General features: G+C 48.2%; 17 protein-coding genes and 2 rRNA genes (1 of these 19 running past the window's edge). 5 read left to right on the top strand and 14 right to left on the bottom strand.

Going from position 1 to position 21,200, the window contains the following annotated elements:
* Positions 1 to 3: 3 nt before the first annotated feature.
* From KFF03_RS03970 to rpsB, 10 genes are all read right to left on the bottom strand, one after another.
* Entirely contained in the window at positions 4 to 501 is a 498-nt protein-coding gene (locus KFF03_RS03970; RefSeq protein WP_255859038.1) for an OmpH family outer membrane protein, read from the bottom strand.
* A 45-nt stretch (positions 502 to 546) separates the two neighbouring features.
* On the bottom strand, positions 547 to 3,114 hold the full coding sequence (gene bamA / locus KFF03_RS03965; protein ID WP_255859037.1) for an outer membrane protein assembly factor BamA: 2,568 nt from the start codon (positions 3,112 to 3,114) through the stop codon (positions 547 to 549).
* A gap of 27 nt (positions 3,115 to 3,141) precedes the next feature.
* A complete protein-coding gene (rseP, locus tag KFF03_RS03960; RefSeq protein WP_255859036.1) occupies positions 3,142 to 4,482 on the bottom strand; it encodes an RIP metalloprotease RseP in 1,341 nt (446 codons plus the stop codon).
* Positions 4,479 to 5,669, bottom strand: a complete 1,191-nt coding sequence (gene ispC / locus KFF03_RS03955; protein WP_255859035.1) for a 1-deoxy-D-xylulose-5-phosphate reductoisomerase — start codon at positions 5,667 to 5,669, stop codon at positions 4,479 to 4,481. The genes rseP and ispC overlap by 4 nt, the downstream gene beginning before the upstream one ends.
* 14 nt (positions 5,670 to 5,683) lie before the next feature.
* A complete protein-coding gene (locus tag KFF03_RS03950) occupies positions 5,684 to 6,529 on the bottom strand; it encodes a CDP-archaeol synthase (protein WP_255859034.1) in 846 nt (281 codons plus the stop codon).
* On the bottom strand, positions 6,522 to 7,286 hold the full coding sequence (locus KFF03_RS03945; protein WP_255859033.1) for an isoprenyl transferase: 765 nt from the start codon (positions 7,284 to 7,286) through the stop codon (positions 6,522 to 6,524). The genes KFF03_RS03950 and KFF03_RS03945 overlap by 8 nt, the downstream gene beginning before the upstream one ends.
* Before the next feature lie 28 nt (positions 7,287 to 7,314).
* Positions 7,315 to 7,872 (bottom strand): ribosome recycling factor, encoded by a 558-nt coding sequence (gene frr, locus KFF03_RS03940; RefSeq protein WP_255859031.1) that lies wholly within the window; start codon positions 7,870 to 7,872, stop codon positions 7,315 to 7,317.
* The gene (gene pyrH / locus KFF03_RS03935; RefSeq protein ID WP_255859030.1) at positions 7,869 to 8,609 is read right to left on the bottom strand and encodes a UMP kinase; all 741 of its coding nucleotides are present in this window, start codon (positions 8,607 to 8,609) and stop codon (positions 7,869 to 7,871) included. The genes frr and pyrH overlap by 4 nt, the downstream gene beginning before the upstream one ends.
* 203 nt (positions 8,610 to 8,812) lie before the next feature.
* The gene (tsf, locus tag KFF03_RS03930) at positions 8,813 to 9,664 is read right to left on the bottom strand and encodes a translation elongation factor Ts (RefSeq protein ID WP_255859029.1); all 852 of its coding nucleotides are present in this window, start codon (positions 9,662 to 9,664) and stop codon (positions 8,813 to 8,815) included.
* 97 nt (positions 9,665 to 9,761) lie between these two features.
* The gene (rpsB, locus tag KFF03_RS03925; protein ID WP_255859028.1) at positions 9,762 to 10,511 is read right to left on the bottom strand and encodes a 30S ribosomal protein S2; all 750 of its coding nucleotides are present in this window, start codon (positions 10,509 to 10,511) and stop codon (positions 9,762 to 9,764) included.
* A 270-nt stretch (positions 10,512 to 10,781) separates the two neighbouring features.
* On the opposite strand from rpsB, the gene map reads away from it, so the two are divergent.
* Complete coding sequence (map, locus tag KFF03_RS03920) at positions 10,782 to 11,645, top strand: type I methionyl aminopeptidase (RefSeq protein WP_255859027.1); 864 nt, start codon at positions 10,782 to 10,784, stop codon at positions 11,643 to 11,645.
* 11 nt (positions 11,646 to 11,656) lie between these two features.
* The gene (gene glnD, locus KFF03_RS03915; protein WP_255859026.1) at positions 11,657 to 14,383 is read left to right on the top strand and encodes a [protein-PII] uridylyltransferase; all 2,727 of its coding nucleotides are present in this window, start codon (positions 11,657 to 11,659) and stop codon (positions 14,381 to 14,383) included.
* A gap of 139 nt (positions 14,384 to 14,522) precedes the next feature.
* On the opposite strand, the gene KFF03_RS03910 is transcribed toward glnD, so the two are convergent.
* Entirely contained in the window at positions 14,523 to 15,866 is a 1,344-nt protein-coding gene (locus KFF03_RS03910) for a DEAD/DEAH box helicase (protein ID WP_255859025.1), read from the bottom strand.
* 78 nt (positions 15,867 to 15,944) lie between these two features.
* Positions 15,945 to 16,577 carry a nucleoside deaminase gene (locus KFF03_RS03905; protein ID WP_255859024.1) on the bottom strand — a complete coding sequence of 211 codons (633 nt, stop codon included), beginning with the start codon at positions 16,575 to 16,577 and terminating at the stop codon, positions 15,945 to 15,947.
* Here KFF03_RS03905 and KFF03_RS03900 point away from each other — a divergent pair.
* From KFF03_RS03900 to KFF03_RS03890, 3 genes are all read left to right on the top strand, one after another.
* The gene (locus KFF03_RS03900; protein ID WP_255859022.1) at positions 16,564 to 17,592 is read left to right on the top strand and encodes a hypothetical protein; all 1,029 of its coding nucleotides are present in this window, start codon (positions 16,564 to 16,566) and stop codon (positions 17,590 to 17,592) included. The genes KFF03_RS03905 and KFF03_RS03900 overlap by 14 nt on opposite strands.
* Before the next feature lie 226 nt (positions 17,593 to 17,818).
* A complete protein-coding gene (locus tag KFF03_RS03895) occupies positions 17,819 to 18,901 on the top strand; it encodes a BMP family ABC transporter substrate-binding protein (RefSeq protein WP_255859020.1) in 1,083 nt (360 codons plus the stop codon).
* 86 nt (positions 18,902 to 18,987) lie between these two features.
* Complete coding sequence (locus tag KFF03_RS03890; protein ID WP_255859018.1) at positions 18,988 to 19,953, top strand: isopenicillin N synthase family oxygenase; 966 nt, start codon at positions 18,988 to 18,990, stop codon at positions 19,951 to 19,953.
* A gap of 68 nt (positions 19,954 to 20,021) precedes the next feature.
* Here KFF03_RS03890 and rrf read toward each other — a convergent pair.
* Positions 20,022 to 20,137 (bottom strand): 5S ribosomal RNA (gene rrf, locus KFF03_RS03885).
* Between the two features lie 165 nt (positions 20,138 to 20,302).
* Positions 20,303 to 21,200, bottom strand: a 23S ribosomal RNA gene (locus KFF03_RS03880); it runs 1,990 nt beyond the window's last position.

Raw genomic sequence — 21,200 nt, 5'->3', positions numbered from 1 at the left:
CAATTATTGCTTGGCATTCAGGCGTTCCAACAACAACTTAGTAATATCCGCTTTTGGCGACACATAGATCGCTGCACCGGATTGTAAGACCACATCATACTGAGCTTCGTCGATGATTGCTTTAAGCAACTTTTCAAGTTCAGGCAATTGTGCTTGGAAAAATTCTCTCTTCCATTTTTGTTCCATTTGCTGCAGCTTCTTGGCAAAAAACTGGAACTCGGCCTTTTTTTCTTCAAAATCATTAGCAGAATTACGACGCTCTTCATCGCTCATCACGTCTGCATTTTTCTGGACCTGTTCCTGTAAATCACGCAAGGCTTTTTCCAGGCCTTTCAGCTTTTCAATATCGGCCTTGTTATCCGCTTCAAATTGTTTGATGGACGTTTTTGCCGCTTCCGATAAAAACAGAGCCCGTTCCATATCGACGACAGCAACCTTACTACCTTCTGCCATTGCTGCGTTCATCAGCAGCGTTGCTGCCATTGCTAAAATCCAGCGCATCCTCATGCTCCTTAATTGTTTTTTGTTACTTATAAAATTCAGGGGTTAAAACACTTGTCCCAACGAGAACTCGAACCCTTCGGTGTCATCACCATCCTGTTCATTCAGTGGGATTGAATAGGTAAAGGTTAATGGTCCAATCGCGGTAATCCATGTCAGGCCTGCCCCAACACTAGTGCGGATATCCGATAAATTAATACCTTCATCACAATAAGGGTGATCTGAAAGTTCAGGTACATCTGGGTCTTGTGGATCATAACACTGATCAGTAAAGACATTACCAGCATCAAAGAAGAACAGGCTACGAACGGAACTGCGATCTTCAATAAACGGTAATGGATAAATCAGCTCAACACTGGCCTCAGTAAGAATATTCCCGCCCAAGGTACGCTCTTCTTCGAGAAACAGTGGTGCCTTTACAACCGTGCCGGAACTGTTCGTGGCAAACACAGGTCGATAACGATTTGGATTCGAGATGCTGACCGCCGCCCCATCAACGTCTGTTGTATAAATCACGCCGGGTGCACTGCTGTCCACCAGTGGACGACCTAAATCATCCAGCTCAAATACGGGGTTGCCTGCGGAGTCGGTCTGAACTAAATCGACCGGCGTATAATCTGGTAAACCTTTCGGACCTAAGCTGTTAGCACGATAACCCCGAACCGAGCCAATACCACCAGAACGGAAGTTTTTGAAGAAAGGTAACATTTCATCGTCACCATAACCGTTACCGTATCCTAATTCAGTACGCAAACGAATCGACCACTCATCAGCAATTGGGAAATAATAGTTAGCGTTGTAACCCAGTTTGTAATAGGTCAGATCACTACCAGGAACCGAAATATCACCTGAAATACGATGTTCAGTACCCGCTGTTGGGAACAAGCCACGGTTCAGGTTGTTGTAACGCCAGTTCAGGCCCAGTGTATATTCATCAAAGTCATCACCTTCCCGGGCAACAAAGTCTTCAATCTCAGCCGGAACCGTTGTGCCCAAAAACATTTTGGTATTGTCGTAACCAACTGATAAGGAAACCCGCTGACGATGCGAAATCGGATAACCAAACGTCATGCTGCCGCCTTTCACATTGGTCTGGTAATCACTCAAGGTACCCAGCTCACTGAAATCAGTTTCACGATGGAATAAGCTGAAACCACGGCTAACACCATCAATGGTGTAATAAGGGTTGGTATAAGAAAAATTAGCAGACTGAACCGTACGGTTTTTCTGCAAGCTCAGACTCATGCGATTACCCGTGCCGAGAAAGTTATTCTGGCTGATGCTTGCGCCTAAAATAGCACCACTGCTACCGGCATAACCGATGTTGAAGTTAAGGCTGCCGCTGAGTTGTTCTTCAACGTTGTAGTTCACATCAATCAGGTCATCAGTACCGGGTACCGCTGGCGTTTCAACATTGACGGTTTTAAAGAAACCTAATTGGTTTAATCGGGTTTTACCGGCATCGATTTTATCAGTTGAGGCCCAACCACCTTCCATTTGGATCATTTCACGACGCAACACTTCGTCTTTGGTGCCCTGGTTACCGGTAAAATTAACGCTGCGAACATAGGTGCGCTTGCCCGGCTCCACAAAGAAAGTCAGATCTACTTCTTTTTCTTCGTCGTAAATTTTTGGAATGCCATCCACCTTGGCGAAGGTATAACCGTCGTTACCCAGACGCTTACTCATCAGATCACTACTAAACGTCACGCGTTGACGGGAAAACGTATCACCCGACTTTAACAGATAAAGACGAGTAAACTCCTCCTCATCCAAGACCAGATTACCCGCCAGTTTTAACTCACGAATGCTGTAAATATCACCTTCGGTCACATTAATCGTGATGTAAACGCCATCTTTATCCGGCGAAATAGACACCTGAGTGGATTCAATATTAAAGCGGATATAACCACGATCAAGATAATAGGAGCGCAGCGTTTCCATATCACCGGACAGTTTCTCACGGCTGTATTTATCATCACTGGCATACCAGGACCAGAAGTTGGTGGTTTGCAGTTCAAATTGTTTCAGTAACTCTTCATCGGAAAAAACTTCGTTGCCAACGATATTGATGTGCTCAATCGTGGCAACATTGCCTTCGTCGACCTGAATATTCAGAGACACCCGGTTACGTGGCAAACGCACGACTTCGGTTTCAATAGACGCATCGTAACGACCCTGGCCGACATACTGACGCTCCAGCTCCAGAGAGATACGCTCCAGTGTAGAACGCTTAAACACCAGACCTTCAGCCAGACCAGACTGCTTCAGACCATCCAATAGCGCTTCGGATTGAATGGCCTTGTTACCTTCAATCTCAATACCAGTAATGGTCGGTAGCTCCACCAGTTTCACAATCAGAACCTTACCATCACGTAATAGTTCAACATCATTGAACAAACCGGATTTGAACAAACGTTTTGACGCATTCACCAAGCGAGCACTATCAACCTGATCACCAACATTTATCGGGAAACGTTCAAACACGGTTCCTGCCGAAACACGCTGCAGACCTTCCAGACGAATATCTTCAATCACAAATGACTCAGCCTGAGCAGCAGAGACAAAGCTGAGTGATAAAGTAAAAAACAGCGTAAACAGCAAACAACGCATTAATACAGTTTTCCAAAAAGGCCGGAATTACAACCGGCTGATATCATTATAAAAAGCAACAGCCATGAGGCTGAACAACAAAAACATGCCCACTTTAATGGCGGCAATCTGCACCTTCTCAGGCAAAGGTTTTCCTGTCAGCATTTCTGCGCTGTAAAACAGGATATGCCCGCCATCTAACATAGGAACAGGTAATAAATTCAAAACACCCAGTGACACACTCAACAACGCCAGGAAGCCGATAAAGCTTTCCAGCCCCCCTGATGCAGATGAGCCCGCTACTTTAGCAATGGTAATAGGGCCACTCAAGTTCTTAACTGAGACATCGCCACGGATCATCTTCCATAACGATTCAAGGGTAAAACCAATCAGGTTCCAGGTTTTCTCAACCCCCAAAGACAGAGCCTGCAAAAAACCAGCTTGTGACGTACGTAACCAGTCAGCAGGAATCTCCGGCACCTGCACACCAGCACCAACAAAACCAATCACTTCTCCATCATCCAACTCTTTGCGAGCCGGTGTCAGGCTGAGTACCTGAGTTTGGTCATCTCGCTCAATAAGCAGAGCCAGTGTTTGTTCCGGAGCCGCCTGAACAATCTCCACCCACTGATACCAATCGCTTATCGGGGTAAGGTCGACTTCCAGAATAATATCACCGGTTTTTAAACCGGATGCCAAGGCACGACCGTCTTCGGATAATTGGCCGATCTGAGCGGGAATATCCATGCGGCGTGGTTCAATTCCTAAACCGTCAATAGGGTCTGGGGCTTCACTGTCAGATAACCAGGCCGATACACTGATATCAACACGACGCTGAGCACCGGACTCCGACTCAACAACCACAGGGAAGCTGGCATCTTCACCAATAAAATTCACCAGCTGCCAGCTGACTTCCTGCCAACTGGTGGTTTCTTCACCATCGATGGCAATAATTTCATCACCGCTGCGTAATCCGGCCACTGCTGCTGGGGTGCTATCTTTGACCTCGCCCACCACTGGCACCACACCTGTGGTTCCGGCAACAAACAGAATCCAATAAGCAATAATGGCAAATAAAAAGTTAGCTATCGGACCAGCGGCGGCAATGGCGATACGTTGCCAGGCTGTTTTTTGGGTAAACGCCTGATCCAACAAATGCTCAGGCACCGGACCTTCACGCTCATCGAGCATTTTGACGTAACCGCCTAATGGAATGGGAGCAATGGCGAATTCGGTATCGTGCTTATCTTTCCAGGAGAACAGTGGGTTACCAAACCCCACTGAAAAACGCAGTACTTTGACGCCACAACGGCGTGCAACCCAAAAATGGCCATATTCATGGATAACCACCAGCACACTGATGGCAATGATAAAATACAGCAGAGTCACAGGGATTCCTCGGTCATAAGCTGTTGTGCGCAGTTGCGAGCCCAGCGATCAGCATCTAATACGGTTTGCAACTGTTCAATCTGCTGCACAGCATGACGTTTCATCACTTGTTCAATCAAGTCAGGGATCGCTGTAAATGACAGTTCTTGGCGTAAAAAAGCGTCAACCGCCACTTCATTGGCAGCGTTTAATACCGCGGGCATGGTGCCACCAGCGGCAAAGGCTTCTTTCGCCAGACGTAAACACGGAAAGCTGATTTCATCCGGTGGCATAAAATCGAGCTGTGCAATCTCGAATAAATCGAGTGACTTCACGCCTGCTTCGACACGTTCAGGCCAGGCCAAGCCATAAGCAATCGGTGTACGCATATCCGGCTGACCGAGCTGGGCAATCACTGAGCCATCGCAATATTGCACCATAGAATGAATCACACTTTGTGGGTGCACAACGACCTGAACCTGTTCAGGCAAACAATGAAACAAGAAGCAGGCTTCAATCAGCTCTAGCCCTTTGTTCATCAAGGTGGCGGAATCAACAGAAATCTTAGCGCCCATTGACCAGTTAGGATGTGCCACCGCCTGCTCAGGCGTTACGGCCGTTAAGTCATCACGGCTTTTACCCCGGAATGGCCCGCCAGAAGCGGTCAACAGAATCTTGTCGATGCCATGAGCACTGAGCTCACCGGTGTATGATTCCGGCATGCTTTGAAAGATGGCGTTATGTTCACTATCAATCGGTAACAGCTCAGCCTTGCCTTGCTCTACCGCCTGCATAAACAGCGGCCCCGCCATCACCAGGCTTTCTTTATTGGCCAGTAAGACACGCTTACCCGATTGTGCCGCCGCTAATGATGGTAATAACCCGGCCGCGCCAACAATGGCCGCCATCACCTGATCAACCTCCTCATGGGAAGCAACCATCGCCAGCGCTTCATCGCCACTCAGGATCTCGGTGGCAGCGCCATCAGGGGGCAATTGGTTATTAAGCTGCTGTGCCGCCTGAGGATCGACCATCACCGCGTAACGTGGCTGAAACTCGGCAATGTCGGCCAGCATCTGTTCAACACTACGGGCGGCTGTTAACGCAAAGGCACGGTATTTATCCGGATGACGACGAATCACATCCAGCGTGTTCTGGCCAATCGAGCCTGTCGCACCTAATACCGTAATGTTTTGAATGGAAGCCATCTGTCAGCCATTGTTCAGCCGTTCAGGCCCCAGTTAAAGATCAGCATACAGAAAGCAAACACCGGCACTGCGGAGGCCATGCTATCAATACGATCCAGCACACCACCATGACCCGGCAACAGCTGTGAGCTGTCTTTGATTCCACGATGACGCTTCATCATGCTTTCGACTAAATCACCCAGTACGGATACCACCGCGGTAATCACAGTAATCAGCAGCAGTGATACAGCAAACTCGCTGTCCACCGATTGAATCTGATCATTGATGTACGCCAAAAATGCCACTGCAACCAACAGACTGGTCGCGAATCCTCCCCAGAATCCAGCCCATGACTTGCCAGGACTGACGTTTGGCGCCAGCTTGGATTTCCCCCACTGACGACCCGCAAAATACGCACCGGTATCAGCGCCCCAGATAATCAGCATCAGATAAATAATCAGTAACGAGCTGTGCGGCTGTTGCTTTAAATGCATAAAGCCCACCCACATAGGAACCAGCACACACAAACCCAGCAAGGCACGGATCGGGCGGGAATTCCATAATTCGGTACCGCCCGGATATTGTTTCACTAACGCAAATGCGACGACCCACCACAGCGTGCCAACCGCCAGGAAATAAATCAGATATTCCTCATTCACTTTGAGAAAACGTGCGGTAGCATACAAACAGGCAAACACCACAAAGGCATAAGCGATACGGCTGATATTTTTGGTATAGCCCGCAATATTGGCCCATTCCCAAGCGCCAATCGTGGCGATGGCAGCGATAAACAAAGCAAATTGCTTCAGTGGCAAAAAGAAAATGCCAAAAATCATTAACGGGGCTAACACCAGAGCGGTGATGACACGAACTTTAGTCATCGGAAGCTTCCTTGAGCTGATCGTCAGTGCGGCCAAAACGACGAGTGCGATCGGCAAATGCAGCTAACGCTTTTTTATATTCTTGTTCTTTGAAATCAGGCCACAAGGCATCGGAGAAGTAATATTCTGCATAAGCGGTTTGCCACAGCATAAAATTACTGATGCGTTGTTCTCCACCGGTACGAATCATCAGATCCGGCGCCGGGAATTCGTTCAGCCAGGTGTATTGATGAAAAACGGCTTCATTGATATCGCTAACGGCTAAGCGGCCAGCCTGAACTTCTTCAGCAATCCGTTTTGATGCCTGCACAATATCCCACTGACCACCATAGTTAGCGGCAATGACCAGGGTCATGGCGGTATTGTCACGGGTTTTTTCCTGAGCTTCGTGTACCAGAGTCTGAATCTGATCGTTAAAGCCGGATAAGTCACCCATGACCACCAGTCGAATATTATTTTTGTGCAGTTTTTTGACTTCGCGCTGAAGTGCCACGGCAAACAGTTGCATTAAGGCACTGACTTCATTGGCAGGGCGCCGCCAGTTTTCACTACTGAAGGCAAACAGGGTTAAAACTTCCACCCCTTCTCTGGCCGAGGTTTCAACCACAGCTCGTACTGCATCAACACCCGCTTTATGCCCAGCAACTCCGGGCATAAAACGTTTTTTTGCCCAACGATTGTTGCCATCCATAATAATTGCAACATGCTTAGGCACCTGGCCCTGAACGGCCAGGTTATCATCAATACTGGTAGACATAATAAAGAGTCGTCTGAGTGCTTGTGACTTAAACTTGCATCAGATCCTTTTCTTTATCTGCTAACAGTTTGTCTACCTGAGCGATAAACTTATCGGTCAACTTCTGAATCTGATCTTCGCCACCGCGTTGCTCATCTTCAGAGATCTCTTTTTCTTTCAGCAGATCTTTAATATCACCATTGGCATCGCGACGGATATTACGGACGGATACCCGACCTTTTTCCGCTTCTGCGCGTGCTTGTTTGATGTACTCTTTACGGGTTTCTTCGGTCAGCGGCGGCATTGGGATACGAATTACATCACCGGAAGTTGCCGGATTCAGACCCAGATTGGCCTTCATGATGGCTTTCTCAATCGCTGGGATCATGTTCTTTTCCCACGGATTTACCGCCAGGCTACGACCGTCTTCAACGATGATATTAGCCACCTGAGCAATCGGGGTATCAGAACCATAGTAATCAACCATCACACCATCCAGAATGGCTGGATTAGCACGACCGGTACGAACCTTTTTAAAAGCGTCGACCATAGCTGCAACACTTTTGGTCATCCGCGCTTCAGCATCTTGTTTGATTTCATTAATCATGCGTTTTGCTCCTCACTCACAATCAGCGTACCGTCATTGCCGCCGGTCATTAATCGCGCCAGTACACCGGTTTCATTCATATCGTAAACACGCAGTGGCATGTTGTGGTCACGCGCCAGACAAATAGCGGTTAAATCCATCACACCCAGTTGTTTCTCTAACACTTCCTGATAGGTCAGGCAGTCGTATTTTTCTGCGCTTGGATCTTTTTTCGGGTCAGCAGTATACACACCATCAACATTGGTTGCTTTTAAAACCAGATCGGCATTGATTTCGATACCACGCAAGCAGGCCGCTGAATCGGTAGTAAAGAATGGGTTACCGGTACCCGCCGAAAAAATCACCACATCACCAGAATCCAGTGCACGAATGGCACTACGACGATCGTAATGATCCACCACTCCACTCATTGGAATTGCCGACATCACACGGGTTGGCATATTGGCACGCTCCAGTGCATCACGCATTGCCAACGCATTCATAACGGTTGCCAGCATACCCATGTGGTCACCGGCAACACGATCCAGACCGGCTTCACTTAAAGCCTTACCGCGGAACAGGTTACCGCCACCAATTACCAGCCCTACCTGAACACCGATACCTCGCAGCTGCGCAATTTCAAGCGCCATACGATCAAGGACTTTAGGGTCAATACCGAAGTCCATCTCGCCCATTAAGGCTTCACCGCTGAGTTTCAGCAAAATTCGTTTGTATTTAGCGCTTTTCTGTTCGGCCATACAGAAGTTCTCCAAGTCAGGCAGGTAGTCAATGAGTCGATTTTAACGCCATCGCGGCGCATAACCAGCGTACACGGGTTATCATAAAACGTTGAATATTCTGTGTATATTCAGACACAAATATGCCGGGACAAGCCCGGCATAGGATTGCATCACCATGGTGACATCAATAGCAAAGTGACATCAGTGATGCATAACGGTTATTAGCCGTTCAGCTGTGCAGCCACTTCTGCAGCGAAGTCAACTTCTTCAACTTCGATACCTTCGCCCACTTCGATACGAACGAAAGAAACAACCTCAGCACCTTCAGCTTTAGCCAGCTGAGCGATGGATTGGTCTGGGTTCTTAACGAAAGGCTGTTCCAGCAGGCTGTTTTCTTTCAGGAACTTCTTGATACGGCCGCCCATCATCTTCTCAACGATTTCAGCTGGCTTACCTTCCATATCAGGCTGAGCCTTGATGATGTCTTTTTCTTTCTCCAGGTCTTCTTGTGGCATATCTTCTGGAGCCAGAACGCGAGGATTAACCGCAGTTACATGCATCGCGATGTCTTTAGCAACGTCTGCATTGCCGCCTTTCAGCTCAACGATGGCAGCGATTTTGCCGTTAGCGTGAACGTAAGCACCAACCGTTTCACCTTCAACCAGGAATGCACGACGAACCGTGATGTTTTCACCGATTTTCTGAACCAGTGCCATACGATCTTCTTCCAGCTCACCTTCGGTCAACTTGGCAACGTCAGTTTCTTTAGTTTCAGCCAGTTTTGCAGCAACTTTGTCCGCAAAACCACCGAAGTTTGCATCGCCAGCAGCGAAGTCAGTTTCAGAGTTAACTTCAACGGCAACCATACCGCCTTCAGTTGCAACAACGCGTACTTTACCTTCAGCCGCAGTACGACCAGCTTTTTTAGCCGCTTTCAGGCCAGAGTTTTTACGCAGATCTTCGATCGCCTTATCAATGTCGCCATCGTTCGCTGTCAGTGCTTTTTTACACTCCAGCATGCCCAGGCCAGTACGCTCACGCAGCTCTTTTACTAATGCAGCAGAAATTGCCATATCAAATTCCTCTAAAAATTTTGTGCAAATTTTTTATTCAAAAACCGTTTATCCAAAAAAAGGGGGCAAGCCCCCCTTTTTCGATCGAGCCGTTAGCTTATTCAGCGGCGTCTGCTGCTGGCGCTTCTTCAGCTACTTCAACAAATTCGCTTGCTGGAGCACCGTTCGCTTGCTTACCGTCCAGAACTGCATCAGCCATTGCTGTTGCGTAGATCTGAATGGCACGGATCGCATCGTCGTTACCTGGGATAACGTAGTCGATACCATCTGGGTTAGAGTTAGTATCAACAACACCAACAACCGGGATACCCAGCTTGTTTGCTTCCTGAATAGCGATACGCTCGTGGTCAACGTCGATCACGAATACCAGATCAGGCAGACCGCCCATTTCTTTGATACCACCGATGGAGCGCTCTAATTTTTCCATCTCGCGGGTACGCATCAGCGCTTCTTTTTTAGTCAGCTGCTCAAAAGTACCGTCGTTTTGTTGCGCTTCCAAGTCACGCAGGCGCTTAATAGACTGACGGATAGTTTTGTAGTTAGTCAGCATACCGCCTAACCAGCGGTGAGCAACGAACGGCATGCTTGCACGCTCAGCTTGCTCTTTCATGATTTTACCTGCTGCGCGTTTAGTACCAACAAACAGAACTTTGTTGTTTTTAGCAGCCAGGCCTTCAACCAGGTTCAGTGCTTCGTTCAGAGCCGGAACAGTGTGCTCCAGGTTGATGATATGAATCTTGTTGCGAGCACCAAAGATGTACTTACCCATTTTAGGGTTCCAGTAACGAGTTTGGTGACCAAAGTGTACACCTGCTTTCAGCAGGTCACGCATGCTTACTTGTGCCATGATATTTACCTTATTAACTTGGGTTAGGCCTCCACGTACCCATCTTGCCGACCCGCTTCATAACTATGATTAAGGCACCCCGGCAACACGTTGTGATACGTGTGTGTTTTAGTATTCCTGGATGCAATGACATCTCAGGGCGAAATTCGCGGGCGCTTTATATCACTTTTAAGCAGCAAAGGCCAGAGCTGTCGCGCTATTTAGCAGAAACCAACGGCATCAATAATACTAATCACCAGAAACCATAGGAGTTGAACACTCTGTTCAGCCTTGCCGTCGATTGGAATCCTTTGCTCAACCCCATTACAATACAGGCCATCCAACTTTTTAAGATCCAACCGGAGCAACTCCACGGCTATGAACGTCACCATAAAAACCGCCGAAGAAATCGAAAAAATGCGCATTGCAGGCCGCTTGGCTGCAGAGGCTCTGGAGATGATTGGTGAGTACGTCAAACCCGGAGTGACCACCGGCGAACTGGATCGTATTTGTCACGACTATATAGTCAACGAACAACAGGCCATCCCAGCCCCTCTGAATTACCGTGGTTTTCCAAAGTCGATCTGCACATCGGTGAACCATGTTATCTGCCATGGCATTCCAAGCGACGATAAAGCCCTGAAAAAAGGCGACATCATCAACATTGACATCACTGTTATCAAAGACGGTTACCACGGCGATACCAGTAAAATGTTTCATGTCGGCGAGCCACTGGCTCCCAATAAGCGCTTAGTCGATATCACTCAGGAATGTTTATACATGGGCATTGAGATGGTGAAACCAGGGACTCGCTTAGGCGATATTGGTGCAGCGATTCAGAAGCACGCCGAGAAAAACCACTATTCTGTCGTTCGTGAATATTGCGGCCATGGCATTGGTAAGGAATTCCACGAAGACCCTCAGGTTCTGCACTATGGCAAAGCCGGTACCGGTTTTGAGTTGCAAGAAGGCATGACCTTCACCATTGAACCCATGATCAATCAGGGCACCCGTTTTAATAAGCTGTTAAAAGACGAATGGACCGTGGTCACCAAAGACCGCAAGCTATCCGCTCAGTGGGAGCACACTATTCTGGTTACCGCTGATGGCTACGAAGTATTGACCAAGCGCAAAGAAGAAACTCTGTTCTGGTAATACCCTATATCATGTCCGATATTCAACCACAGGCAAAAAACATGGATGTTGCTGCGACTCAGCTGATGACAATTAACCCGGAACAGCTTTTGGAGCAGTTGTCTCAGTCACCTTCCCCACTGCCTGTGGTTAAACCTTTACTGGCCGAGCTACTTGAGAATGCCCATCAGTATTTTCGCCAGACACTGGATGCCGACATTCTGGTTCCCCATCGCGCCCGCCAAATTGACGTTATTCTGAACTGCTTATGGCAACATCAGGGGCTAAGCAGCAATAACCTGGCACTGGTCGCAGTGGGTGGTTATGGCCGTGGGGAGCTACACCCTCATTCCGACATTGATGTTCTGTTGTTATGCGCCGATGAAGATACCATCAACAACAATGCTGAAAACCTGCAAGCCTTTATTACCCTGCTCTGGGATCTCAAACTGGATATCGGTCACAGTGTTCGCACATTACAGGAATGTTCCGACGAAGCCGCCAAAGATCTGACCATCATCACCAATATGATGGAGAGTCGCTTATTAGCCGGTGATAGCGACTTGCTACAACAGCTTCATCAGCGCACTCAGGTCGATCAACTCTGGCCTGCCGATGCCTTTTTTAATGCAAAATGGCAAGAGATTCAGGATCGCCATAAAAAACACAAAAGCTCTGAATACAACCTCGAGCCTAACGTTAAAAATTCACCGGGCGCCCTGCGTGACATCCAGACCATCAGCTGGGTCACCATGCGTCATTTTGGTAAAGGCAGCCTGCAGGCACTGGAAGACAAAGGCTTCCTGAATGAGTTTGAGCACCAACGTCTGGCGTTGAGCATGCAGTTTTTATGGCGTACTCGTTATGCCCTGCACATGGTTGCCGGGCGTGAAGAAGATCGCCTGCTATTTGATTTACAACGGGACGTAGCAGAAGTCTTAGGGTTTGAAGACGATAACCGTCAACTGGGTGTTGAAAAATTCATGTCCCAGTTCTATCGCAACCAGTTAGCAACACTGGAGCTGGCGGATTTATTACTGCTGCATTTTAACGATGACTTTGTGAAATGTGGCGAACTGGGCGATATCATCCCGCTTAACGAACATTTCTTTTTGTGCAATGGCTATCTGCAGCTGAATGACCTGGAATTATTTGCCCGCGAGCCGTCCTGGCTGCTGCGGGTATTTAACCTGATGGCGCAGCAACCTGATGCCAAAGGTATCCATACCAACACCATCCGGGCACTGCGTGAACATCGCCATCTGATTGATGAAGACTTCCGCACCAACCCGGAACATAATCGATTATTTATGGAACTGGTCCGGAATAAGGCCTGTGTCGTACGTGAGTTATCACGCATGATGCGTTATGGCATTCTGGGCCGTTATATTCCGGAATTTGGTCAGGTTATCGGCATGATGCAGCATGACTTATTCCATATCTACACCGTCGATGAACACAGCCTGCGCATGGTACGGATGCTGCGCCAATTCCGCTTTGGTGAAGATGTTCGCGAGCGCTTCCCGGTGGCCTCTCGTCTGATTCACCGGGTGCAAAAGAAAGAATTACTCTACCTGACGGCTTTATTACACGACACCGGTAAAAGCATCGAAGGTGACCACTGCCTTAACGGTGGTGACATTGCCCGTCATTTCTGCCGTCAGCACAACCTGCGACCAACCGACAGCCATATCGTTGCTTGGCTGATCGAAAACCACTTATTGATGAGTCATGCTTCGCAGCGCCTCGACCTCAATAACCCGGAAGATATTCATCAGTTTGCACTGGAAGTAGGCGATCAGAGCCATCTTGAGATGCTGTACCTGATTTCGGTGGCTGACTTATTCACCACCAATCCTAAGTTGTGGACCAGCTGGCGCGCAGAACAAATGCGACAGTTGTATCACAACACCAAAGCAGCATTACGTCGTGGTTTGGCAAACCCGAAAAACAAAGACGATGTGATCAATGAAATCCAGCAGGATGTCTACGATCAACTGAGTGCCCAGGGCTTATCCGATGAGCGCATCCAACAACTGATTGGCGAGCCAGGTGACGATTATTTCCTGCGCGAAGGGGCTGACAATATCGTCTGGCACTGCAGTGAAATCCATCAACATGGCAACAGCAATAAGCCACTGGTTTCAATTCGCCAAACCTGTAACAACGAGTTTGAAGGGGCAACCCAGATCTTTGTTTTTATGAAAGATCAGCCCAACCTGTTTGCGGTTACCACGGCCACGCTCGACCAGCTCAATCTGAATATTCAGGATGCCCGCATCATGACTTCCGAGGGCGAACAAAACGCCGTCGACACCTACATTGTACTGGATGAAAACAACCAGCCTATTGAAGATCAGCAACGCCTGGAAACCATCCGCGCCACTCTGGAAGAAGCGCTGTCACAGCCGGATGAATTCACCACCATCATCATGCGTCGCACACCCCGTATGTTGAAGCAGTTTGAAGTGGAAACTCAGGTGACCATGAGCAATGACCCCATGATGCAGCGCACCGTGTTAGAAATAACCGCCGCTGACCGCCCTGGCTTACTGGCGCGTATGGGGGCAATTTTTGCCGAGTTCGGAGCACAAATGCAGGGAGCAAAAATCCTGACGGAAGGCGAAAAGGTATCGGATATTTTTTATATCGTTGATGAAATGGGCAATCCGTTCTCGGATGTGGAGCGTTGTGAAGATCTGCAGGAAGCCATCCTTATGGGGTTGGATGAGCAGGTCGAAGCGCAATCGGCTGTTTGAGCATACTTACTCAGAAATCCCATAGCCTTGAGTATTAACAATCACAACACGCCGTAAATCCATCCTTGGAGGCTCTACTATGGCATCCCTGCCATAGAAGGTTGTTCCTTGTTAACACCCAACGCTTTGGTTTTGTTTTTTATTTCTTGCGCTTAATTGGCGCAAAACCTTCAGTATCCATCAGATTAGATGGCTTGGCATCGGTCTTAGGTCTGGATGGACGCGGCCCGGCCTTCTTCTTAGCAGAGGGTCCTTTCTTTGCCTTTTTCGCCGCCAATTTGCGATCTGCTGGTTTTAGCTTTTTCTTACCACCCGCTTTGCCTGAAGCCTTCAGGTTTTTCGGGCCACGGTATTTGCCTTTCAGCTCTTTAATTTCGCGTTCTTCCATATTTTGCTGAAGGTAACGCTCAATTCCCGCTTTCAGGTTCCACTCGTTCGGAGCAATCAGACTTACAGCTAAACCCGCCCGGCCAGCACGCCCGGTTCGGCCAATCCGGTGAACGTACTCGTCACCCTTACGCGCCAGATCGTAGTTAATCACCAGATCCATACCTTCAACGTCCAGACCCCGCGCAGCCACATCGGTGGCCACCAGAACATTGCGCTTACCCTGACGCAGTGACTGCATCACGTAGTTGCGTTCATCCTGCGTCATTTCGCCGTGCAGGCTGGCAAGATCGTCACGATGACGTCGCAGGAATTCAAATAAGCGCTCCACTTCATCGCGCTTATTCACAAAGATGATGGCTTTATCGAATTTCTCATTGGATAACAGCCAGGTAACCAGACGGTCTTTATGGGCGTTATCATCCGCCAGAATACGCTGTTGAATGATATAGGAGTGACGATCCTGAATACTGCTGGTTGTGATTTCTTCAGGGTCATTGAGCATGGCTTTGGCAATACGGCCAACACCTTCATGGCGTAATGTTGCCGACAACATAAAGGTTTGACGCTCAGTCTTACAGCGCCCCACAATCATGTTCATATCTTCGGCGAAGCCCATATCCAGCATACGATCCGCTTCATCCAGAACCAGAAACTCCAGATCACCCAGCTCCGCCGTATCACGCTTCAGATGATCCACTAAGCGCCCCGGTGTTGCGACAATGATCTCTGGGTTCTTACGCAGAATTGAGGCCTGATATTTGAATTCTTCACCACCGGTAAGAGAGCCCACTTCCAGTCGCGTTAGCTCGGTAAACACCTTACAGGTCTTAAATACCTGCTTAGCCAGCTCACGGGTAGGCACCAAGATTAAGGCACGTGTTGCTGAATTTGGTGCATCCTGCTGCAGCATCTTCTGCATCATCGGAAGCAGATAAGCTAAGGTTTTACCAGAGCCGGTTTCCGCACAGACCTGCATATCTTTGCCGGCCATCGCCAATGGCAGAACTTCAGTTTGAACATCTGTCGGTTCGGTAATTTTCAGCTTTTCCAGACCCAGCATTAAACGCGGGTTAAATTCGATATCAGCAAACAAAGGGGAAACTCTCGATAGAAATGATCTGATGGTAATCAGGAGCAGTATAACAGCCGTGGCACGTATTTACTCTTCCCGTCATTTGCCGGCCCAAGCATTTTTCACCTGCTGACGCATTTCATCACGATCCTGAAGCTCGCTAATCAGCCTTGCTGCAAGGGTTTTCCAATAATCATTCGCCTCCATAGGCTCAACGGTTACCCGACTAGCCAGATTCCGCCAGGCAGGTGGTAATAAATGAAGGTGATCTGCAAATCCACCATCTGGATCTTTAGCTAAATAACGAACACGCTGAATACCGGATAACAGAATGCGCCCGTAGCACATTAAACATGGCTCCAGGCTGACATAAAGCGTCAGCTCAAGGCGGTTTTGCATAGGCAGGTTATCTTCAAGCTGGTTCAGTAACACCATTTCAGCATGTCGGTCACTGTGATATCCACAACTGAATACTGAGTTCGCCGCCGTGCATAACAGCTCATCATCAGCATTAGTCAGGAGAGCTCCAACGGCATAATTCCCTTGCTCATGAGCCGAAATTGCTAACTCACAACACAAACGCGCCCAGGTATCATCTCGATTTTCAGGACACGGCGCCTGATTTATTAATTGGTCAAATTTCATTGGATTAACCGTGACAGTTAATAATCCATTCATTACGATAGTACCAATCAAATAACAATAACAGGTAATCACCATGGCTATGCTCATACGCGCCATAGTATTCAGCATGCTCGCTGTTACAGCTGTGGCTCAAGCTGAAGAGATTCAAAACCCCATCATTGATTTTGAGTGGCAGTCATTCCCCTACGAATCTGAACCTTATACCTACACACACGAACAACTCCAGGAAAACTGGTTTTGGCTGACCCGAGCGACAGATTACCCTTTTCCTGACAGTAGTTATTTAAAAACAGTCCTTCAGGGGAATGAGAATCTGAAGCTTAAGACACCACCTTTTGAATCTCTGGAGCAGTTAGCCAGCGATCTGCAAAGTGCGTGGATTGCATTTTTTAAAGGTGATTTTCAAACAGCAGCCAAACAGGGTTACAAATTAGGCCCCTTAGGTCATGGTGTTGCTTTTTATGCTCAAGCGACTTATGGCCTTCGGCTCGAAGACAACAAGGAAAAGCGCCATGCTCTGTGGGAAGATATTATTGAACGCAATACAGAACATGCCGAATTAACAAAACACGACATCATGGCGCAATATTTTGCCTTTTACGCCATGGCACGCCTGAGTGAAGAGATTTCTGCTCCGACTGTTTTGAGCCGTGGTTATATGGACACCATGTCACATGAGCTGGGCGCAATGATTGAGGCCGAGCCTTATAACGTATTTGTCTTGGCCGCCAAAGGCTCCATGGATGCCGGCATCGTTCGTAAAATGGGCCGTTTCATGGGCCGTATGGCCTACGGTGCTAACGATGAAGTTGTGGAAAACTATTATAAAGCGGCACTTGGTCAAAATCGTCAGATTGCTAATGTCCATCTCGAGGCAGCCCAAAGCTTTCTCTACATTCATAAAAAGAAAGCTTTGGATCGAGCATTAGAGCAAATGCGTACTGCTGCAGAGATCAAACCCATTTCAGCGATGGAAAAACTCGATAGCTTCCACGCCCAACAACTTTTAAAAGAGCTGGAAGCCATTAAAGCCAACAACGGTGTGGGCCTACGGGATTATATTAAGCGTGGAACAGAGTCGGGCAAAACCTACTATTTATAAAACCGTCCAAATTCAGGGCAAGACCATGCCCTGAGCATGGGCATAGCAGGTTTGTTGTGCCCAAACACACGACATCACTTTCTCCAATATCGGGTTAATCAGCGGTCATACCGGTAGGGCCGCCCAGCATCTTATTGATATTATTGCATTTTCAATAAAAGCTGATCTGTTGGCCAGCTTGTTGCTAATCCTGTCTGGTACTCAATGTAACCAACAGGAACAAACCATGAAAACACCGCTGGTGAAACTGAAACACTTATTAGCAACCTCAGTACTGACCTTAGGAATCAATGCAGCCCAGGCTGACGACCCGTTAAAAGCGGGTTTTGTTTATGTCGGCCCCGTCAGTGACTATGGCTGGTCGTACGAACATGACCGTGCCCGCCTTGAGGTGGAAAAACACTTTAACGGCTCAGTCACCACATCCTATGTAGAAAAAGTGCCGGAAGGCGCGGATGCCGAACGAGTTATTCGCCAGATGGCTCAAAACGGTACGGATGTTATTTTTACTACGTCTTTTGGCTTTATGAACCCAACGGCTAAGGTCGCCAAACGTTTCCCCAATGTTGTGTTTGAACATGCTACCGGCTACAAACGTGATAAGAACCTTTCAACCTATGTGTTACGCACTTATGAAGGCCGCTGGGTATCCGGTATCGCCGCCGGTATGATGACTAAAACCAACACCATCGGCTATATCGCCTCTTTCCCGATTCCGGAAGTCATCCGTGATATCAACTCCGTTTATATGGCCGCGAAATCGGTTAACCCGGATGTAAAAATAAAAATCATGTGGGTCAGCACCTGGTATGACCCGGTTAAAGAAAGTGAAGCTGCAAACGTTTTGATGGATCAGGGTGCCGATATTCTGATCCAGCATACCGATTCTCCAGCACCATTGATGGCCGCAGAAAAGCGTGGCCTGAAAGGCATTGGCCAGGCTTCCGACATGAGTAATTTCGCACCCAATGCCCACATATTCTCAATTCGTGATGACTGGGCTCCACACTACATCAGTGTGATTGAAAACGTAAAAAACGGCAGCTGGAAATCACAGGACTACTGGGGCGGATTTAGCGCAGGAATGCTGTCGATTGCCTCAATGAATGACAACCTGCCAGAAGATGTGAAAAAAGCCGTCTGGAAGAGCTATGAAGAAATCAAATCCGGGAAATTCAAGCCTTTCACCGGCCCGATCAAAAACAATAAGGGCGAGTTAGTGGTTGCAGATGGGCATTCATTGACTGACGAAGAGCTGGCAACCGTTAACTGGTATGTAGAAGGTATTGACGACACCATTCCACAATAACGCCAGGCCTCTCTTTCTTCTGAACAACCACACCTGAACGCCGGGCTCAGCCCGGCTCTCTCCTTTTGAGCTTCAAAGAGTTTACTATGAGCAGTATCCCAGTTATTGATATCACACCACTTTACTCTTCAGACCGGAATGATTGGCAAGAAACCATTCAGCAAATCGATCATGCCTGCCGTCACATCGGCTTCTTTGCTATTCAGGGTTTTGCGATTACACCAACTCAAATGCACACGATGTTTCAACTGAGCAAAGCGTTTTTTGCGCAAACGACAGAAAACAAACAGCAGATTGATATATCGAAAAGCAACAATCACCGAGGATGGGGCAGCCAGGGAGCCGAGCAGCTCGATCCAAACTCTCCGAGTGATTGGAAAGAGACCTTTGATATGGCATTGGATATTCATCCCGAACACCCGATTGTTACTCAATGCCCTGAGTTGTACGGCCCGAATCAGTACGGAGAACTCAAAGGCTTTCAGCAAACCGTGAACCAGCACTATGGCTTATTACTCGATATCGCTAAGCGCTTACTTCGGGTAATGGCGCTGGCTTTACACCTCGAAGAGGACCACTTCACCCGATACTTTGAAGGCGAACACATTTCGGTTTTCCGGATGATCCATTACCCGCCTCGCCCAACCAATCAGCCCGTCGATAACAACAGCATGGCAGCCGGTGCCCATACTGATTATGGCTGTATTACCCTATTGGCCCAAGACAATATTGGCGGCTTACAGGTACAAACCAAAGAAGGAGAATGGCTGGACGTTGCTCCACTCGAGAACACATTAATTGTGAATATCGGCGACTTAATGCAGCGCTGGACCAATGATCATTATCGCTCAACCGCTCATCGGGTTCGGAATTTAAAACCCGGCACTCATCGCTATTCGATGCCGTTTTTTGTTGAACCCAGATTTGATACACCCGTAGAAACAATCGCCAGCTGTATTACCGAGGATACACCACAACAATACGACAGCGTGACCAGTGGAGACTGGATTCTATCGCGCTTTGCAGCAACGTATGAATATCGCCAGGAATGATTATCAGGCTTTTCTTACAGGCAAGAAAAAACCCCGATCGCATGAGCGACCGGGGTTTTAGGATAAGAGCTTGACGATGACCTACTCTCACATGGGGAAGCCCCACACTACCATCGGCGATACTGCGTTTCACTTCTGAGTTCGGAATGGATTCAGGTGGTTCCACAGCTCTATTGTCGTCAAGCAAAGCTTGTTGCATCGTGATTGTCTTACGCGCTCTGCAATCAGTCAGCTAATAGGTTGGATACATGAGTATGTAATTAAGATTCTCTCGCGAACCGGCGGTGCCGATTATTTTTTACTCTATTTAAGAGTTTGGCTTGTTAACACCACCAAGTTTGGGTGTTATATGGTCAAGCCTCACGGGCAATTAGTACAAGTTAGCTCAACGCCTCACAACGCTTACACACCTTGCCTATCAACCAGGTAGTCTTCCTGGGCCCTACAGGGAACTCGAAGTTCCAGTGAGATCTCATCTTGAAGGGGGCTTCCCGCTTAGATGCTTTCAGCGGTTATCCTGTCCGAACGTAGCTACCGGGCAATGCCATTGGCATGACAACCCGAACACCAGAGGTTCGTCCACTCCGGTCCTCTCGTACTAGGAGCAGCTCTTCTCAAATCTCAAACGCCCACGGCAGATAGGGACCGAACTGTCTCACGACGTTCTAAACCCAGCTCGCGTACCACTTTAAATGGCGAACAGCCATACCCTTGGGACCGGCTTCAGCCCCAGGATGTGATGAGCCGACATCGAGGTGCCAAACACCGCCGTCGATGTGAACTCTTGGGCGGTATCAGCCTGTTATCCCCGGAGTACCTTTTATCCGTTGAGCGATGGCCCTTCCATACAGAACCACCGGATCACTATGACCTACTTTCGTACCTGCTCGACGTGTCTGTCTCGCAGTTAAGCCGGCTTATGCCATTGCACTAACCTCCTGATGTCCGACCAGGATTAGCCGACCTTCGTGCTCCTCCGTTACTCTTTGGGAGGAGACCGCCCCAGTCAAACTACCCACCACACAGTGTCCTCGATCCAGATAATGGACCTGAGTTAGAACCCCAAATTGACCAGGCTGGTATTTCAAGATTGGCTCCACGCTAACTGGCGTTAACGCTTCAAAGCCTCCCAGCTATCCTACACAAGACAATTCAAAGTTCACTGTGAAGCTATAGTAAAGGTTCACGGGGTCTTTCCGTCTAGCCGCGGGAACGCAGCATCTTAACTGCGAATTCAATTTCACTGA

Origin of the sequence: Bacterioplanoides sp. SCSIO 12839, assembly GCF_024397975.1 — a bacterium.
GTDB lineage: Bacteria > Pseudomonadota > Gammaproteobacteria > Pseudomonadales > Oceanobacteraceae > Bacterioplanoides.
Note: the sequence above shows the minus strand (reverse complement) of the source record. Positions and strands in the feature narration are given on the sequence as shown.

Bases quoted from the DNA above. Each gene is read 5' to 3' on its own strand.
- glnD (WP_255859026.1), top strand. From the start codon at position 11,657: ATGTCCGATATTCAACCACAGGCAAAAAACATGGATGTTGCTGCGACT.
- KFF03_RS03945 (WP_255859033.1), bottom strand. From the start codon at position 7,286: ATGTCTACCAGTATTGATGATAACCTGGCCGTTCAGGGCCAGGTGCCT.
- KFF03_RS03970 (WP_255859038.1), bottom strand. From the start codon at position 501: ATGCGCTGGATTTTAGCAATGGCAGCAACGCTGCTGATGAACGCAGCA.
- pyrH (WP_255859030.1), bottom strand. From the start codon at position 8,609: ATGGCCGAACAGAAAAGCGCTAAATACAAACGAATTTTGCTGAAACTC.
- rpsB (WP_255859028.1), bottom strand. From the start codon at position 10,511: ATGGCACAAGTAAGCATGCGTGACCTGCTGAAAGCAGGTGTACACTTT.
- bamA (WP_255859037.1), bottom strand. From the start codon at position 3,114: ATGCGTTGTTTGCTGTTTACGCTGTTTTTTACTTTATCACTCAGCTTT.
- tsf (WP_255859029.1), bottom strand. From the start codon at position 9,664: ATGGCAATTTCTGCTGCATTAGTAAAAGAGCTGCGTGAGCGTACTGGC.
- KFF03_RS03950 (WP_255859034.1), bottom strand. From the start codon at position 6,529: ATGACTAAAGTTCGTGTCATCACCGCTCTGGTGTTAGCCCCGTTAATG.
- KFF03_RS03895 (WP_255859020.1), top strand. From the start codon at position 17,819: ATGAAAACACCGCTGGTGAAACTGAAACACTTATTAGCAACCTCAGTA.
- KFF03_RS03890 (WP_255859018.1), top strand. From the start codon at position 18,988: ATGAGCAGTATCCCAGTTATTGATATCACACCACTTTACTCTTCAGAC.
- frr (WP_255859031.1), bottom strand. From the start codon at position 7,872: ATGATTAATGAAATCAAACAAGATGCTGAAGCGCGGATGACCAAAAGT.
- ispC (WP_255859035.1), bottom strand. From the start codon at position 5,669: ATGGCTTCCATTCAAAACATTACGGTATTAGGTGCGACAGGCTCGATT.
- KFF03_RS03905 (WP_255859024.1), bottom strand. From the start codon at position 16,577: ATGAGCATAGCCATGGTGATTACCTGTTATTGTTATTTGATTGGTACT.
- KFF03_RS03900 (WP_255859022.1), top strand. From the start codon at position 16,564: ATGGCTATGCTCATACGCGCCATAGTATTCAGCATGCTCGCTGTTACA.